Genomic DNA, 15,358 nt, shown 5'->3' on the forward strand with positions numbered 1-15,358 from the left:
GCACGAGAGGGCAGGGACCGGCGCGGCGCGCCGATCCCTGCGTCCCCATTCGACGGGCGGCGGGTCTCAGTGATAGCCCGGCGCGCCCGCCGCGACCTTGCCGCGGAACAGCCAGTAGACGTAGCCGGTGTAAGCCAGGATCATCGGGACCAGGATCACCGCGCCGGCCAGAAGGAACGCCTGGCTGCTCGGGTGGGTCGCCGCGTCCCAGATCGTGACCACCGGCGGGACGATCATCGGCCACAGACTGATGCCGAGCCCGACATACGACATGAGGAACAGGCCCAGGGCGCAGAGGAACGGCGTCACTTCGGCCCGCCGATCGAGCGCGACGAAGAAGCGCCACGCCAGCAGCGCGACGAGCGCCGGCACCGGCGCGGCCAAGGCGAGATTCGGCCAGGACAACCACCGCGCGCGGAACGCGTCGCTGAGGATCGGCATCGCCGCCGAGATGATCACGATGGCCGCCAGCGTGACGAGGCCGAGCCGGCGCGCGAGCCGGTAGGCTCGGAGCTGGAGCTCGCCCTCCGTCTTCCAGATCAGCCAGCAGGCGCCGAGCAGACCGTAGCCGGCGACCAGGGCGGCCCCGGTCAGCACCGAGAACGGCGTCAGCCAGTCCCACCAGCCGCCCGCGTAGGCGCGGCCCTCGACCCGGATGCCCTGGACCAGGGCCCCGAGGCAGATGCCCTGGCAGAAGGTCGCAACGTAGCTGCCCCACGAGAAGGACCGGTCCCAGGTCCGCTGGCTCGCGGGCGAGGCCGCGCGGAACCGCATCTCGAAGGCGACGCCGCGGAAGACCAGCGCGAGGAGCATCAGGATCAGCGGCATGTAGAGCGCCGGCAGGATCGTGGCGTAGGCCAGCGGGAACACCGCGAACAGCCCGCCGCCGCCGAGGATGAGCCAGGTCTCGTTCCCATCCCAGACTGGCGCCACGGTGTTGACCATGACGTCCCGGTCCGCCTTGCCGCGCACCGCCGGGAACAGGATGCCGACCCCGAGGTCGAAGCCGTCCATCACCACGTAGAGGAAGACCGCCGTGGCGATGAGGAGCGCCCAGATGAGCGTAAGATCGAGGGGCATTGGGCTACTCCGCGGGCTGCGCGAGGGGGCGGCCGGCAGTCGGAGCGCCGGCGACGAGGGCGGGGGCGGGCGTGATGCCGGCGGTGCGGATCGGCTGTCCGGGCGGCGGGCCGGGCTCGTGGGCGTGCGGCGCCTGATTGAACAGGTGCAGGAGGTACCAGATGCCCGCGCCGAACACCGCGAGGTAGACCGCCGCGAAGGCCGCCAGCGAGGCGGCGACGGCCGGGGCCGCCACCGGTGACACGCTGTCGACGGTGCGCAGCGCGCCGTAGACGGTGAAGGGCTGACGCCCCGCCTCGGTCACCGTCCAGCCGGCCGTGACCGCGATCAGGCCGGACGGCCCCATGCCGACCGCGAAGCGGTGCAGCCAGGGCGTGTCGTAGAGCCGCCCGCGGTGGCGCAGCCAGAGCGCGGCGAGACCGAGGGCGATCATCAGCAGGCCGAGGCCGACCATGATCCGGAACGACCAGAACACCAGGGGGAGGTTGGTCGGCCAGACGTCGCGCGGCATGTCGTTGAGCCCGCGGACCTCACCGTCGAGATCGTGGGTCAGGTAGAGGCTGGCGAGGCCGGGAATCTCGATCCGGCCCCGCACCGCGCCCGCCTCCGCGTCCGGCCACCCGAACAGGATCGCGGGGGCCCGGCGCTCCGTCCGGAAATGACCCTCCATGGCGGCGACCTTGGCGGGCTGGTGCGCGTAGGAATTGCCGCCGTGCAGGTCGCCGATCACCAGCTGGGCCGGAGCCACAGCGGCGGCCATCCACATGGCCATCGAGAACATCAGCCGGGCCCGGTGATTGGCCCGGTCCCGCAGCAGGTGCCACGCGCCCACGGCGCCGACGATCATCGCGGTGGTGAGGTAGGCGCCGGTGACCGTGTGGGCGAAGCGGTAGGGGAAGGACGGGTTGAAGACGATCGCCCACCAGTCGGCCGGGTTGAAGCGGCCGTCCGGCGCGACGACGTGGCCGGTGGGTGTCTGCATCCAGGAATTGGCCGAGAGGATCCAGAACGCGGAGGTCAGGGTGCCGACGGCGACAAGGCAGGTCGCCAGGAAGTGAAGCCCCTTGCCGACCCGCTCGAGGCCGAACAGCATGACGCCGAGGAAGCCCGCCTCCAGGAAGAAGGCCGTGAGCACCTCGTAGCCGAGAAGCGGCCCGAGCACCGGCGCCGTCCGGTCGGCGAAGACCGACCAGTTCGTGCCGAACTGGTAGCTCATGACCAGGCCGGACACGACGCCCATCGCGAAGGCGACCGCGAAGATGCGGAGCCAGTAGCGGTAGGTGTCCAGATAGACGGCCTTCCCGGTGCGCAGCCAGAAGCCTTCGAGCACGGCGAGGTAGCTCGCGAGCCCGATGGTGAAGGCCGGGAACAGGAAGTGCCAGACGACGGTGAGCGCGAATTGGGCTCGCGCGAGATTGACTGCACTCGGCAGTTCGAGGGCGGACATCGCGGTCTCCAGGGGACGAACGCGGCAGCTCTGCCGTGGCCCGGATCGCGACGCGTTGATTCAGCTCAAGGCCGGTGCCGTGAACCTGAGGGCGTCGGCGCGATTGCGCTGGATCAAGGCCCTCGCCCGCGCCACCCGCGACATCCTGCAGGCGAGCACCCTCTGCTGCCTCATGGCGCACTGACGGGCCGAACCGGCGCCGGGACGACTGGCGTTTGCCCGCCGGCGCGGTCTAGCGCGAGAAGTGCGTGGTCGACATGCGGTCCGTGATCAGCTCGGACGGGACCCAGTCGCTGGGCGGAACCGGCTCGCGACGGATCAGCGCCAGGGCGTCGTCGACCGCGCGCCGGCACTGGACGCCCGCGTCCTGGAAGACCGTCACGGCGAGGCGCAGGTCCTGCATCGCCTGCATGCCCTCGGCGGTGGCATCCACCCCGCCGATGCGGATCCGGCCCGCCGGAATCCCGGCAGCCTCGACCGCCTCGGCGGCGCCGAGCGCCATCTCGTCGCTGGTCGCGGCGATCGCGTCGATGCCGACGCCTCGGGCGAGCCACCCGGCGACGGTGGCCCGCGCCGTCGTGCGGCTCGCATCCGTCGCGGCCTCCGCGACCAGGCGGAGGCGCGGGCTCTCCGCCAGCACCTCCCTGGCACCCCTGCTGCGGAGCGCCGAGACGGGATCGGTGGCGCTGCCCGCGAGGATCGCGACGCGTCCGGCCCCACCCGACATCTGGGCGAGCTTGCGCATCTGCAGCCGCCCGGCGACGAGATCGCTCGGCACGACCTGGGTGACGCGCCCGGCAAACCAGTCGGTCCGTGCGCCGTGGCCGATGAGGACGAGCGGTACGTCGGCTTCCAGGGCCAGCCGGGTGATCTCCTCGCGCGCCGCGGAGTCGACCGGCACGACCACGAGGGCGTCGGCTCTCTCGGCGATCAGCCGCCGCGCCTGCGCGATCTGCTCGTCGCCCGCGCCGTCGGGCGCGTAGGCGAAGCGAGTCGCGACGCCCCGCGCGCGCGCCTGCTCGTCGAGGCCGTCGTGCAGGCGCCGGGCGACGCCTGCCGGTGTCAGGAACGCGATGGTGGTGGCCGAGGCCGGCAGCGCCCAAGCCGCGAGAGCGAGGACGAGGGATCCCCTCCGGAGCGACCCGCCGATCGAGCGGCCGCGTGCCCACTCAATCCAGTTCATGCGGCCAGTTCCGTCCCGCTCTCAGCGGGCCCCGCCTCACGCCGCACGGAGGCTCTCCAGGAGGCCAGCGAGCGCCTCGCCGAGACGGGCGGCGTCCTGGGTCAGGCCGTCGGCCGCGGTCAACACGGCCGTCGTCGTCGGCTCGGCCCCCTCGGGAATCTCGGTGACGCCCGCGCCCTCCGCGTCGAACCCCTCGGTGCCGTCGGTCGCCTCCGCGATGGCCGTCACGATCTCCCGCGCGGTCGCACCCTGCCGCTCCGCGGACTCGACGATAACGTTCGCCGCGCGGCTCATGTCCTCGACCCGCGCCGTGATGCCCGCGATCGCCGACACCGCCGCGTCGGTCGAGCCTCGGATCTCGGAGACGTGCTGGCCGATGATCTCGGTGGCCTCCCTGGTCTGCTCGGCCAGGGCCTTCACTTCGGAGGCGACCACCGCGAAGCCGCGGCCCGCGTCGCCGGCCCGGGCGGCCTCGATCGTGGCGTTGAGGGCCAGCAGGTTCGTCTGTGCGGCGATCTTGGCGATGAGGCGGACCGCGTCGCCGATCCGGTCGACGCCGCTGCTCAGCGCCTGAACGCGGGCGGTCGTCCGGGCCGCGTCCGCCGCGGCGCTTCCGGCCAGGGTCGCGGTGGCCTCGGCCTGCGCCCCGACCTCTTCGACCGCCGCGCCGAACGTCTCGGCAGAGACGGTGATCTGCCGGACCTTCGATCGCGTCTGCGCGAGCGCGGCGCCCAACCTGGTCGATCGAACCGCCCCATCGCGGATCGCTTGGCCCACGTCGTCGGCGGTGACGCGCAGTGCCGCGGCGGTCGAAGACACAGCCTCGACCATGCCGCCGATCGTGGTCTCGACCCGCTCGGTCGCGTGCTCGATCACGGCGCGGCGCTGCTCGCTCTGAGCGCGCGACCGATCGGCCTCGGCGTCCCGCAACACGGCCTGCCGCAGCGTTTCCTGAACAGCTCTCGTCGCGGCCGCCATGACGCCGAGTTCGGTGCAGCCCGCTGCTGCCGAGACCGCGACGGTGAGATCGTGGTCGGCCAGTCGCTGCATGGCGCAGGCGAGCGCTGTCATCGGCTGCGCGACGCTGCGCAGGATGGCCTGCACCAGGACCAGGGCAGCCAGCGCAGCGGCGGACAAGCCGGCCACGAGGCTCGGGCGCAAGGTCGAGCCGGCGGCGTCGACAGCTCCGAGTTGCTCGGCGACCGCGGCGTCGCGGTCGGTCAGCAGCGCGTCGACATCCCGTGCGACGGCTGCCGCGTCGGCCTGAAGCGCCGTCGCCCGCACCCTGTCGGCGAGATCGCGTTCCCCAGCCCTGTCGAGAGCGGCCGCTTCCGCCTCCACGGCGAGGAAATGCTGCCACGCGTCCCACAGACCGCGAGCGCGCTCCCGCTCGTCCGCCGTCCTGATCGTCGACACATAGGTGGTCCAGGCCTTGAGGAATGCCTCGTGCGGCTCAATTGTCCGGTCGATGTCCTCCCGAGGGTCGGCCTCGGTCGCTACGGCGCGCGCAGGACATTCCAACGCACCGAGCTCCTGTGTCCGCTGCTTCATGGTGCCGAGAGCCCGGACAGCCCCGATCTCCTGAACCAGAGTGCGGCTGGCAGCGTCGATCGCGCCGACCTGCAATAGCAGGACGTAGACAATTCCAAATGTGAGCGAGGTCATCGATCCTGCGAAGACGATCACGATCGTTCTGAAACGCAGGGTGCGGCGATGGGTTGTTCGGATAATGAATGGCACCACAATCCTGACCCTAGGAAGGATCACCATGGCGCGTCTATGTTACGGACCAAGAAAAATCAATTGCCTTCAATGGGCCAACAAATGCATCAAAATTTTTGAAACTTTGCTTTGACCCTAGGTTAAGCTGGATCATAGGCTTATATCGGCAGACTTATAATTTACACAATCAAACTATATAAGACAAATATCGGAATGGCGAGCGAGAGGGCGATGCATTATTGTAGGGGAAGCTGCTAGGCGTCCGATTCTGTCGCTGCCGGAGAGTCGCGCGGCCGAGCTCGTCAGTGAGCTTCAGGACCGGCTCGATACAGGCCGACGCGCGGGCCATGGCGTGCCTCCGGGCGGGCTGCTCGGAGGGCATATCGCAGCCGAGACGATCGCCGGGCGACGCGGCGACGGAGCCTCGGTCAGAGCGGCTTGGCCTGTTGTGCCCGCATCCACAGCAGGCCGGCGATGCCCATCCAGGGACAGACGAAGACGATGAAGGCGACCAGCCCCATGACGACCTCCCGACAGCGTGCAGCGGACCTCAGGAAACGCTCGTGGTTTTTGCCGGATCCCTCTGATCGGACATGGCCCGGGCTTGGCGCGCCATGGCGATCAGCTCGGAGGCCGTGAGACCGCGCGGCGGCGGCGGTTCAGGCAGGTCGGCCAGTCCCGGCGAACGCGGTGCCGGCGGTAGGGCAGCCGCGCGCCCGGGCCAGAGCCGCTTCAGCCGTCCTGCCTTCCGCAAGCTTTGTCCCGCCACGCATCCGTCTCCCACACATCGAAGTGCGGCCACGGGTAGGCGACCGGGGCAGCGATGGTTAGCCGAACCGAAACAAGGGTCGGACTCCGGCCCGGCGTGGGGCGTATGCGAGGCCCCCTGGGCGGGCGCGTCCGCCGCCCTACCGCTGGCGTTTTCCGGATCGCCGGCGGATGGTGCAGGTCGAACCGGGTCCGACGATGACGCTCGGATCATGCCGAAACCGCCATCCGGCATTCGGCCGGCTCGGGATGATCGCGACCGTCGACGCGGCCGGATTGTCGCTCGGGGTGATCAAGGCCGAAGCTTTGCGTTCGGCTCGGAGGTGCTTCGTCGAAGATCGGCCTCTGGTCAGAACGTAGCCTGAAACCTGGAGGAATGATCGCCGGTATTGGCTGACAGCATCTCGGAGCTCGATGATCGCTCCGCGGTGGGGCGTGTTCAGGTCAGACGGGCACGAGCCGGCATTTCCCGCCCGGTTCAGCGAAAATCTCCGGTCTGTGATGCTGGTGCAGGTCCGAGCTACGTTATGTGAGCTGAACGGAACCTCCCGGCTTTCGGCGCTGAGAGAGCGAACATGGCAGAGCCTCAAGCAATGGCCGCGCGCGTCGCGCACCTCGAAGCGGACAATGCCCGTCTTCGCCGCCTCCTGGACGAGTCCGGGACACCGGACGGTCTGCGTCACGGCTTGCGCGACACGTTGGCGATGCTGCGGGCGGTCCTGCGTCTCTCGGCCGAGACCGCCGAGACCGTTGACGGCTACGCGACTCATCTCGAAGGTCGGCTGGACGCCATCGCGCGCGTGCGGGTCGCGGCCGACACGTTCGGCGAGGTGAGCCTGCACACGCTCATCTCCGACGAGTTGATGATCCACCTGATCCGCGAAGGCGAACAGGCGACGCTGGCGGGGCCGACCGTGCGCCTCCGGCCGAAGGCCGCGCAGCTGATGGCCCTCGCGGTCCACGAACTCTGCAGCAACGCGATCGAGCACGGCGCCTTCGGTCTCTCGAAGGGCGGTGTCGACGTCACCTGGGTCGTCGCCGGCGCCGGGGCGAGCCCGCCCGGCGACCTGACGCTCGTCTGGAAGGAATCGGGGGGTGCGGGCGTCGCGCAACCGAGCCGGCGCGGCTTCGGCATGCAGGTGCTCACCGAGATGCTGAGCTACGAGCTGCGGGCAACCGTCGCGCTCGCCTTCGAGCCCGACGGCCTGCGCTGCACGGTCACCTGCCCGCTGATCCCCCGGATCGGGCGCTTGGTCGAGGACGAGCGCGCGGACGAAGGCGGCGATCCGGGCTGACCCGGCGGCGACCGCCCGGATCGCATCAGCCGAAAGCCCGCGCGGTCTCCCGGACCTGCCGCGTCGCGCGGTCGGCACGGCCGCTCGCCCGCGCGATCGTGGTCATCCCGCCGGAGATCGCGGAGACGTCCTGTGCGGCGGTCTGCATGGTGCCCGACATCTCGCGCATCACCGCGGATTGCTCCTCGACGGCTGCCGCGATGGTCGACGAGGCCGCGTCCAGGGTCCGGATCGTGCCCTGGATCATGTCGATGGCGTCGACGGCCTCCCGGGTCGCCGCCTGCGTCGAGGCGATCTGCTGGCGGATCTGTTCCGTCGCGCGCCCCGTCTGCGCGGCCAGGGTCTTCACCTCCGACGCCACCACCGCGAAGCCGCGACCGGCCTCGCCGGCACGGGCCGCCTCGATGGTGGCGTTGAGCGCGAGGAGATTGGTCTGGGCGGCGATGCCGGAGATGAGGCTCAGCACCGCGCCGATCTGCGCGGCCTGGTCGCTGAGGCCGGTCACGATCCGGCCGGTGCGCTGCGCCTGCTCCACGGCCTGCCCGGCCATCTCGGCGGCGTGGCTCACCTGCTGGCTGATCTCGTCCACCGAGGCCGACAGCTGCTCCGCGCCGGTGGCCACCGAGCGGATGTCGCCAGATACGCGGTCCACGCGCGTGACCGCCGCGTCGGCCTGGCGCGTCACATCCGCCACGGCGTCGCCGATGGCGTCCAGCTCGGCGCCGATGGCGCTCTGCGCGGCGGCGCGCTGCTGCCGCTCGTGGACCTCGGCGGTGATGTCGGTGGCGAACTTGACGACCCGGACGGGCCGCCCATCCGCGTCCGTGATCGGATTGTAGGTCGCCTGGATCCAGACTTCCCGCCCGCCCTTGCCGGCGCGGCTGAACACGCCGGACTGATACTCCCCGCGCGCCAGGGCGGCCCAGAATCGCCGGTAAGCCTCGCTGGCGCGCTCCGCCTCGCCGACGAACAGGCTGTGATGCCGCCCCACGATCTCGTCGAGCCGATAGCCCACCGCGTCGAGGAAGTTCGCGTTGGCGGTTAGGATCGTGCCGTCGAGTGCGAAGGCGATCACCGCCTGCGAGCGGTGCAGCGCGCTGATCTGCCCTTCCAGATCGAGGGCGCGGAGCTTCTGGGCGGTGATGTCGGTGGCGAACTTGACGATCTTGACCGGTCCGCCGCGCGCGTCGAGCACCGGGTTGTAGGAGGCCTGGATCCAGACCTCCCGCCCGCCCTTGGCGAGCCGCTTGTACTCGGCGCTGGCGAAGGTGCCGCGCCGCAGCTTGTCCCAGAATTCCCGATAGGCCTCGCTCTCCCGCTCGACCGGCGGGACGAACAGGCTGTGATGCCGGCCGCGGATCTCCTCGAGCGCGTAGCCCATGGCTTCCAGGAAGTTCGGATTGGCGTCGAGGATCGTGCCGTCCAGCGCGAACTCGATGGTGGCGAGGGACCGGCTCAACGCCGCGAGTTTGGCCGCGTGATCCCTCCCAGCCAGAACGCCCTCGAACATCGATGTCTCCGCATCCTGAGATGAGGGTGCGGCCGAAGCGCGCACCGAGCCGGTCGGATCAAGAATTTCTTGATCGAGATCAATTTTTATTGCGCCGGGCGACATCATAAATCTGTCGATGCCCGGCTATAGCGAGGGCTTCGATAATGGGATGCCGTTGCGCGGCGGTTAAAATGGTTCGCTTTGCTCAAGAAAATCGCGGTGAACCGCCTACTGCGCAGTCCCACTTAATGAAAAGCCATGGGACAGCATAGATCAAGGGCGAGACTATCTTGCGTTGTGCGTCGCCGGCGTTCGCCCGCCGCTCGCCAGCCTGCGGTTGTAGGATTGCACCGCTGATCCACCGCCCACCGATCGACGCGGCGCGCCTTGACGCATGGGGAATCTGGGAAGGGCGTCGCGGCGTGGACTGATCAACCTGTCCGGCCGATGGTCGCCTCGATCCGGCCGTAGGGCTCGTCGGTCGGCAGGAAGACAACGCCCGGGTTGTCGAGGCCGAACGGTGTCAGGTCGATCGGCAGGTAGTGCTTGTTGGGCATGACGAAGCCGATCTCGGCCAGTTCCGGGACGGCGGCCAGGGCGGCCTCGCCCATCCGGTACATGCTGTCCTGGATCCCGCGGCTGTAGGTGGTGCCGAAAACGGTCAACAGTGTCGCGAGGATGCGGGCATTGGTGGCACCGTGATCGTGCGGCGCGGAGGCCCAGGTCCAGGTCGCGTCCATGCTGGTCGCGGCGATGCGGTCGGTCGTGTCGGGCAGGGTCCGGTACTGGTCCGCCACGAACCCCGTCCAGCCCGATTGCGTGGTCTTCATGAAGGTGTAGCCGCGCAATCCGGAGCGCAGGGTCGACCCAGTCCGGTCGGCGGTGAGCCCCACGAAGCCGGCGCCGTTCCCGTCGCGCGTGAAGGTGTGGCCGTGCGGCGCGTCGGCGATCGCGTGGCGGAGCCAGCGAACTTCCTCCGCGTCGATCGTGACGGTCTCGACCTGCGGGTAGGTCTCGAGCAGCACCCGCGCGACCGCGGCGACGAACCCCTCGGCGTCGAGCCCGAGATGCCGCGCCGCCGTCACGTTGACGATGTTCCGGATGCTGTCGGTGGCGATGGAGGCGCGGTTGTCACCCTCTGTCCAGGCCGCCTCGAAGCGCCCGGTCAACATGACCGACAGCGTCAGTTCGCGCGGCGTGTGGTGGTCGCCGTCGCGGGCGAGGCGCAGCACGCGAACCCGTTCCTTGCCGTACCGCGATGCCGTCAGGGCCATGGGGATCTCCGATCCGGACCGCCGCCGGCCATCTCACGCAAATCTGATTCATCCTAGGCCGACGTGCGTGGGGGCGCCAAGGTTCGAAGCTGCCGGCGCGGCTTGACCGGAGCCCGATTAAAACCGGCATAGTGTCGGGCCGGGCCGAACCGGCCTCGGACCGGCGAGCGGGCATGGACCTCAACACGATCGAGACCGTCGTCCGGCCGCGGAGTCGGACCGAGCTTCCCGCCTGGGCGGACGGCGATGCCTGCCTGGGAGGCGGGACGTGGCTGTTCTCCGAGCCGCAGGTCGGGATGCGGCGCCTCGTCGACCTCGCGGCGCTCGGATGGCCACCGCACGCGGTCGACGCGGAGGGCCTGACCCTCGCGGCGACCTGCACCATCGCCCAGCTCGACCGGCTGGAACTGCCGCCGGGCTGGAACGCGGCGCCGCTGGTGGGCCAGTGCTGCCGCGCGCTGCTCGGCTCCTTCAAGATCTGGAACGTGGCCACGGTCGGCGGCAACGTCTGCCTCGCCCTCCCGGCCGGGCCGATGATCGCCCTCGCGACGGCCCTCGACGCGACCTGCACGATCTGGTCCGCCGACGGGGCCGAGCGGGAACTCCCGATCCTCGACTTCGTCCTCGCGCCGCAGCGGAACGCCCTGGCGCCGGGCGAGCTCCTGAGGAGCCTGTCGATGCCGGCCACGGCGCTCGCGCGCCGCACGGCCTTCCGCCGCATCAGCCTCAGCCCGAACGGGCGCTCCGGCGCGCTGCTGATCGGGACGCGCGGCCCGGACGGCGCCTTCGCGCTCACGGTCACGGCCTCCGTCAAACGCCCGCTGCGCCTCGCCTTCGACGGTCTGCCGGATCCGGCCGCGCTGATGCGGGCGCTGGACGAGGCGATCCCGGACGCGCTCTACCACGACGATGTCCACGGGCGGCCCGACTGGCGCCGCCACATGACCCGGCACTTCGCCGAGGAGATCCGCGGGTCGCTCGACGCGGCGCCGTCGCCGGGAGCCGCGTCATGAAGCTCACGATCAACGGTGCCGCGCACGAGGGCGCGCCGAGAGCCGGGCAGTGCCTCCGGACCTATCTCCGCGAGGCCGGCTGGTTCGGCGTGAAGAAGGGCTGCGACGCCGGCGATTGCGGCGCCTGCACGGTCCATCTCGACGGCGAGCCCGTGCACAGCTGCCTGGTACCGGCCTTCCGCGCCGAGGGACGGAGCGTGACCACGATCGAAGGGCTGGCCGGTCCCTGCCGCGCCGACGCGGCCGAGCCGGCGGCGTTCCACCCGATGCAGGAAGCCTTCCTGGCAGCCCAGGGCTTCCAGTGCGGCTTCTGCACGCCCGGCATGATCATGACCGCGGCGCGCCTCGACCAGGGTCAGAAGCAGGATCTCGGCACCGCCCTCAAGGGCAATCTCTGCCGCTGCACCGGTTACCGCGCCGTGCGCGAGGCCATCGCCGGCAGCGCGCGCTCGGTCGAGAGCGGCGGCTGCGGCGATCCCGTGGGCCGCAACCTCGCGGCACCGGCCGCGCCGCTGGTCGTGTCCGGACGCGCCCGCTTCACGATGGACGCACCACTCGGCGACACGCTCCACCTCAAGGTGCTGCGCTCGCCGCACGCCCATGCCCGGATCGTCGCGATCGACGCGACGGCCGCCCGCGCCGTCCCGGGCGTCGTGGCCGTGCTGACCCACGCCGACGCGCCGACGCGCCGCTTCTCGACCGCCCGCCACGAGGATCCGCGCGACGACGCCTCCGACACGCGGGTCCTCGACTCGATCCTGCGGTTCGTCGGGCAGCGCGTCGCCGCCGTGGTGGCGGAGACGGCAGCCGCCGCCGAGGCCGGCTGCCGCGCCCTGCGGGTGACCTACGAGGTGCGCCCGGCGCTCCTCGATCCGGAGCGCGCCCTCGACTCCGACGCTTCCCGCGTCCACGATCCCCGCGATTGCCCGGGCGAGGACGCACCGCCCCTGGAGAGCCATCCCAACCTCGCCGGCGAGGTGCACGGCGCGGTCGGCGATGCGGCGGCGGGCCTCGCCGAGGCCGATTTCGTCTACGCCGGGACGTTCCGGTCGCAGCGCGTCCAGCACGCCGCCATGGAGACCCACGGCTGCATCGGCTGGCGCGCCGAGGACGGCCGCCTGACGCTGCGCACCAGCACTCAGGTGCCGTTCCTGACCCGGGACGCGCTGGCGGACCTGTTCGGCCTGGAGAAGGACGCGGTGCACGTGGTCTGCGCGCGGGTCGGGGGCGGCTTCGGCGGCAAGCAGGAGATGCTGACCGAGGACCTCGTCGCCCTGGCGGTCCTGCACACGGGGCGGCCGGTGCGCTGGGAGCTGACCCGCCGGGAGCAGTTCGTCGGGACGACGACGCGCCACCCGATGCGGGTGGACGTGAAGGTCGGCGCCCGCCGCGACGGCACCCTCACGGCGCTGAGCCTCGACGTCCTGTCCGACACCGGCGCCTACGGGAACCACGCGGGCGGCGTGATCCACCACGCCTGCCACGAGGTGCTGGCCGCCTATGTCTGCCCGAACAAGCAGGTGAGCGGCCGCGCCGTCTACACCCACACGGTGCCGGCGGGGGCCTTCCGCGGCTACGGGTTGAGCCAGACGATCTTCGCGCTGGAATCCGCCCTGGACGAGGTCGCCCGCGAACTCGGCATTGACCCGTTCGCCCTGAGGCGGCGCAACGCCGTCAAGCCGGGCGACGCCATGGTGTCGAACAGCCTGGAACCGCACGACGTGATCTTCGGCAGCTACGGGCTCGACCAGTGCCTCACCCTGGTCGAGGACGCGCTGCGGTCCGATCCGGGGCCCGAGCCCGAGCCCGGCTGGCGCGCCGGGACCGGCATGGCGATGGCGATGATCGACACGATCCCGCCGCGCGGCCACCACGCCGACGCGCGGGTCAGCCTGGACGCCGACGGGCAATTCACCGTGCGCGTCGGGACGGCCGAGTTCGGCAACGGCACCAGCACGGTGCATCGGCAGATCGCGGCCTCGGCGCTCGGCGCCGCGCCGGAGCGTGTCCGCGTCGCGGGCGCGGACACGGATATCGTCGGGCACGACACCGGCGCCTACGGGAGCACCGGCACGGTGGTGGCGGGCCTGGCGACGATGCGCGCCGCCGAGGCGCTCGCGCTCCGGATCCGCGCGCGGGCCGCCGAGATCGCGGGCGCGACCCCGGAATCCTGCCGCCTCGACGGGGAGCAGGTCGAGACGCCGGCCGGACCGGTCACGCTGGCGGCGATCGGTCCCCTGGACGCGACCGGCCGGGCCGACGGCAGCCCGCGCTCGGTGGCGTTCAACGTCCACGCCTTCCGGGTGGCGGTCGACCCGGTGAGCGGCGCGGTGCGGATCCTCAGGAGCGTCCACGCCGCCGATGCCGGGCGGGTGATCAACCCGATGCAGTGCCGCGGTCAGGTCGAGGGCGGTATCGCGCAGGCGCTCGGCGCGGCGCTCTACGAGGACGTCCAAGTCGCCGCGGACGGGAGCCTCGTCACGCAGACGTTCCGCGACTACCACATCCCCGCCTGCGCCGACGTGCCCGACACCGAGGTCCTGTTCGCCGACACGCACGACAGCGTCGGCCCGCTCGGCGCCAAGTCGATGAGCGAGTCGCCGTTCAACCCGGTGGCGGCGGCGCTCGGCAACGCCATCCGGGACGCGACCGGGGCTCGCCTGACCGCGACCCCCTTCGCGCCGGACAGGATCTACCGGGCCGTGGCGGCCGGCCGGGCGGGGCTCGCGTGATGGATCGCGCGCGGGACGCGGTGCCGGCGGCGAGGCCCGGCCTCCTGGAACGCACCTTCCGCCTCGCCGAGCACGGCACCAGCGTACGCACGGAGGTGCTCGCGGGGCTGACCACCTTCCTGACGATGGCCTACATCGTCTTCATCAACCCGAGCATCCTCGGGGATGCCGGCATGCCCCGGGGCGCGGTTTTCGTGGCGACCTGCCTCGTGGCGGCGCTCGGCTCGATGATCATGGCGCTCTGGGCCAATTACCCGATCGCCCTCGCGCCCGGCATGGGGCTCAACGCCTACTTCACCTACGTGGTGGTCCAGCAGCTCGGCTTCAGCTGGCAGGCCGCCCTCGGCGCGGTGTTCATCTCGGGCGTGTGCTTCCTGATCGTCACGCTGACAGGCCTGCGCGCGCTGATCGTCGAGGGGATCCCGCGCTCCATGCGGATCGCCATCACGGTCGGGATCGGCCTGTTCCTGGCGATCATCGCGCTCAAGAACGCCGGCCTCGTCGCGGCGAGCCCGGCGACCTTCGTCACCCTCGGCGACCTGCACAAGCCGGAGGCGATCCTGGCGGTGCTGGGCTTCCTGATGGTGGCCGTCCTCTCCGCCCGTAAGGTGCGGGCGGCGCTGCTGTCGAGCATCCTCACCGTCACGGCGCTGAGCTTCGTCTTCGCGGGCAACACTTTCCAGGGAATCGTCTCCCTGCCGCCGTCGATCGCCCCGACCCTGTTCGCCCTCGACATCCCGGGTGCCCTCTCGGCGGGCCTGCTCCACGTCATCTTGGTCCTGTTCCTGGTGGAGCTGTTCGACGCCACGGGCACGCTGATGGGCGTGGCGAGCCGGGCCGGGCTCCTGACCGACGGGAAGATGCGCCGCCTCGACCGGGCGCTGATGGCCGATTCCGTCTCGGTCTTCGCGGGCTCGCTCCTCGGCACGTCGAGCACGACGGCGTACCTGGAGAGCGCCTCCGGCGTCGAGGAGGGCGGCCGCACCGGGCTCACGGCCGCCACCGTGGCGGTGCTGTTCCTCGCCTGCCTGTTCTTCGCGCCGCTGGCGGGCGCGGTACCCGCCTACGCCACGGCGCCGGCGCTGTTCTACGTCGCCTGCCTGATGCTGCGCGAGCTGGTCGAGCTCGACTGGGACGATATCACCGAGGTCGTGCCGGCCTGCGTCACGGCCCTGCTGATGCCGTTCACCTACTCGATCGCCACCGGCGTCTCCTGCGGGTTCATCACCTACGCGGCGCTGAAGCTGCTGGCGGGCCGCGCCCGGGAGGTGAAGCCGATCGTCTGGGTGATCGCGGCGGTCTTCCTGTTCAAGTTCGTCGAGACCGGCGGCGCGCACTGACGGCCGCGCGGC

At 71.0% G+C, this 15,358-nt stretch carries 12 protein-coding genes; 6 read left to right on the forward strand and 6 right to left on the reverse strand.

Going from position 1 to position 15,358, the window contains the following annotated elements:
• Positions 1–66: 66 nt before the first annotated feature.
• Together cydB and ACLBYG_RS01640 are read right to left on the reverse strand one after the other, a co-directional pair.
• A complete protein-coding gene (gene cydB, locus ACLBYG_RS01635) occupies positions 67–1,080 on the reverse strand; it encodes a cytochrome d ubiquinol oxidase subunit II (RefSeq protein WP_447680385.1) in 1,014 nt (337 codons plus the stop codon).
• 4 nt (positions 1,081–1,084) lie between these two features.
• Complete coding sequence (locus ACLBYG_RS01640) at positions 1,085–2,527, reverse strand: cytochrome ubiquinol oxidase subunit I (RefSeq protein ID WP_447680386.1); 1,443 nt, start codon at positions 2,525–2,527, stop codon at positions 1,085–1,087.
• 55 nt (positions 2,528–2,582) lie between these two features.
• Here ACLBYG_RS01640 and ACLBYG_RS01645 point away from each other — a divergent pair, with 55 nt between their 5' ends.
• Positions 2,583–2,711 (forward strand): hypothetical protein, encoded by a 129-nt coding sequence (locus tag ACLBYG_RS01645; RefSeq protein ID WP_020091564.1) that lies wholly within the window; start codon positions 2,583–2,585, stop codon positions 2,709–2,711.
• Positions 2,712–2,759: 48 nt separating this feature from the next.
• Here ACLBYG_RS01645 and ACLBYG_RS01650 read toward each other — a convergent pair whose 3' ends face one another.
• Positions 2,760–3,710 (reverse strand): substrate-binding domain-containing protein, encoded by a 951-nt coding sequence (locus ACLBYG_RS01650; protein WP_447680387.1) that lies wholly within the window; start codon positions 3,708–3,710, stop codon positions 2,760–2,762.
• A gap of 36 nt (positions 3,711–3,746) precedes the next feature.
• Positions 3,747–5,480 (reverse strand): methyl-accepting chemotaxis protein, encoded by a 1,734-nt coding sequence (locus ACLBYG_RS01655; protein WP_447680388.1) that lies wholly within the window; start codon positions 5,478–5,480, stop codon positions 3,747–3,749.
• Between the two features lie 891 nt (positions 5,481–6,371).
• Here ACLBYG_RS01655 and ACLBYG_RS01660 point away from each other — a divergent pair.
• On the forward strand, positions 6,372–6,560 hold the full coding sequence (locus ACLBYG_RS01660) for a hypothetical protein (protein WP_447680389.1): 189 nt from the start codon (positions 6,372–6,374) through the stop codon (positions 6,558–6,560).
• A 215-nt stretch (positions 6,561–6,775) separates the two neighbouring features.
• Complete coding sequence (locus ACLBYG_RS01665) at positions 6,776–7,495, forward strand: HWE histidine kinase domain-containing protein (RefSeq protein ID WP_026604686.1); 720 nt, start codon at positions 6,776–6,778, stop codon at positions 7,493–7,495.
• Between the two features lie 25 nt (positions 7,496–7,520).
• On the opposite strand, the gene ACLBYG_RS01670 is transcribed toward ACLBYG_RS01665, so the two are convergent.
• Positions 7,521–9,005 (reverse strand): methyl-accepting chemotaxis protein, encoded by a 1,485-nt coding sequence (locus ACLBYG_RS01670; protein WP_447680390.1) that lies wholly within the window; start codon positions 9,003–9,005, stop codon positions 7,521–7,523.
• Positions 9,006–9,418: 413 nt separating this feature from the next.
• Positions 9,419–10,261 (reverse strand): factor-independent urate hydroxylase, encoded by an 843-nt coding sequence (gene pucL / locus ACLBYG_RS01675; protein ID WP_447680391.1) that lies wholly within the window; start codon positions 10,259–10,261, stop codon positions 9,419–9,421.
• 173 nt (positions 10,262–10,434) lie between these two features.
• Here pucL and ACLBYG_RS01680 point away from each other — a divergent pair, with 173 nt between their 5' ends.
• Genes ACLBYG_RS01680 through ACLBYG_RS01690 form a run of 3 tightly spaced genes read left to right on the forward strand, consistent with a single transcriptional unit; the run spans position 10,435 to position 15,346 of the window.
• Complete coding sequence (locus ACLBYG_RS01680) at positions 10,435–11,274, forward strand: FAD binding domain-containing protein (RefSeq protein WP_447680392.1); 840 nt, start codon at positions 10,435–10,437, stop codon at positions 11,272–11,274.
• Positions 11,271–14,006, forward strand: coding sequence for a molybdopterin-dependent oxidoreductase (locus tag ACLBYG_RS01685; RefSeq protein ID WP_447680393.1), 2,736 nt, complete (start codon positions 11,271–11,273; stop codon positions 14,004–14,006). Before ACLBYG_RS01680 ends, ACLBYG_RS01685 begins: the two co-directional genes overlap by 4 nt.
• Positions 14,006–15,346, forward strand: coding sequence for an NCS2 family permease (locus ACLBYG_RS01690; protein ID WP_020091574.1), 1,341 nt, complete (start codon positions 14,006–14,008; stop codon positions 15,344–15,346). The genes ACLBYG_RS01685 and ACLBYG_RS01690 overlap by 1 nt, the downstream gene beginning before the upstream one ends.
• Positions 15,347–15,358: the final 12 nt, after the last annotated feature.

It is taken from the genome of Methylobacterium sp. D53M (genome assembly GCF_053345625.1).

Coding starts and splice junctions, on each gene's coding strand:
- ACLBYG_RS01655 (WP_447680388.1), bottom strand. CDS start 5,480: ATGGTGATCCTTCCTAGGGTCAGGATTGTGGTGCCATTCATTATCCGA.
- ACLBYG_RS01680 (WP_447680392.1), top strand. CDS start 10,435: ATGGACCTCAACACGATCGAGACCGTCGTCCGGCCGCGGAGTCGGACC.
- ACLBYG_RS01660 (WP_447680389.1), top strand. CDS start 6,372: ATGGTGCAGGTCGAACCGGGTCCGACGATGACGCTCGGATCATGCCGA.
- ACLBYG_RS01690 (WP_020091574.1), top strand. CDS start 14,006: ATGGATCGCGCGCGGGACGCGGTGCCGGCGGCGAGGCCCGGCCTCCTG.
- ACLBYG_RS01650 (WP_447680387.1), bottom strand. CDS start 3,710: ATGAACTGGATTGAGTGGGCACGCGGCCGCTCGATCGGCGGGTCGCTC.
- cydB (WP_447680385.1), bottom strand. CDS start 1,080: ATGCCCCTCGATCTTACGCTCATCTGGGCGCTCCTCATCGCCACGGCG.
- ACLBYG_RS01685 (WP_447680393.1), top strand. CDS start 11,271: ATGAAGCTCACGATCAACGGTGCCGCGCACGAGGGCGCGCCGAGAGCC.
- ACLBYG_RS01665 (WP_026604686.1), top strand. CDS start 6,776: ATGGCAGAGCCTCAAGCAATGGCCGCGCGCGTCGCGCACCTCGAAGCG.
- ACLBYG_RS01670 (WP_447680390.1), bottom strand. CDS start 9,005: ATGTTCGAGGGCGTTCTGGCTGGGAGGGATCACGCGGCCAAACTCGCG.
- ACLBYG_RS01640 (WP_447680386.1), bottom strand. CDS start 2,527: ATGTCCGCCCTCGAACTGCCGAGTGCAGTCAATCTCGCGCGAGCCCAA.
- pucL (WP_447680391.1), bottom strand. CDS start 10,261: ATGGCCCTGACGGCATCGCGGTACGGCAAGGAACGGGTTCGCGTGCTG.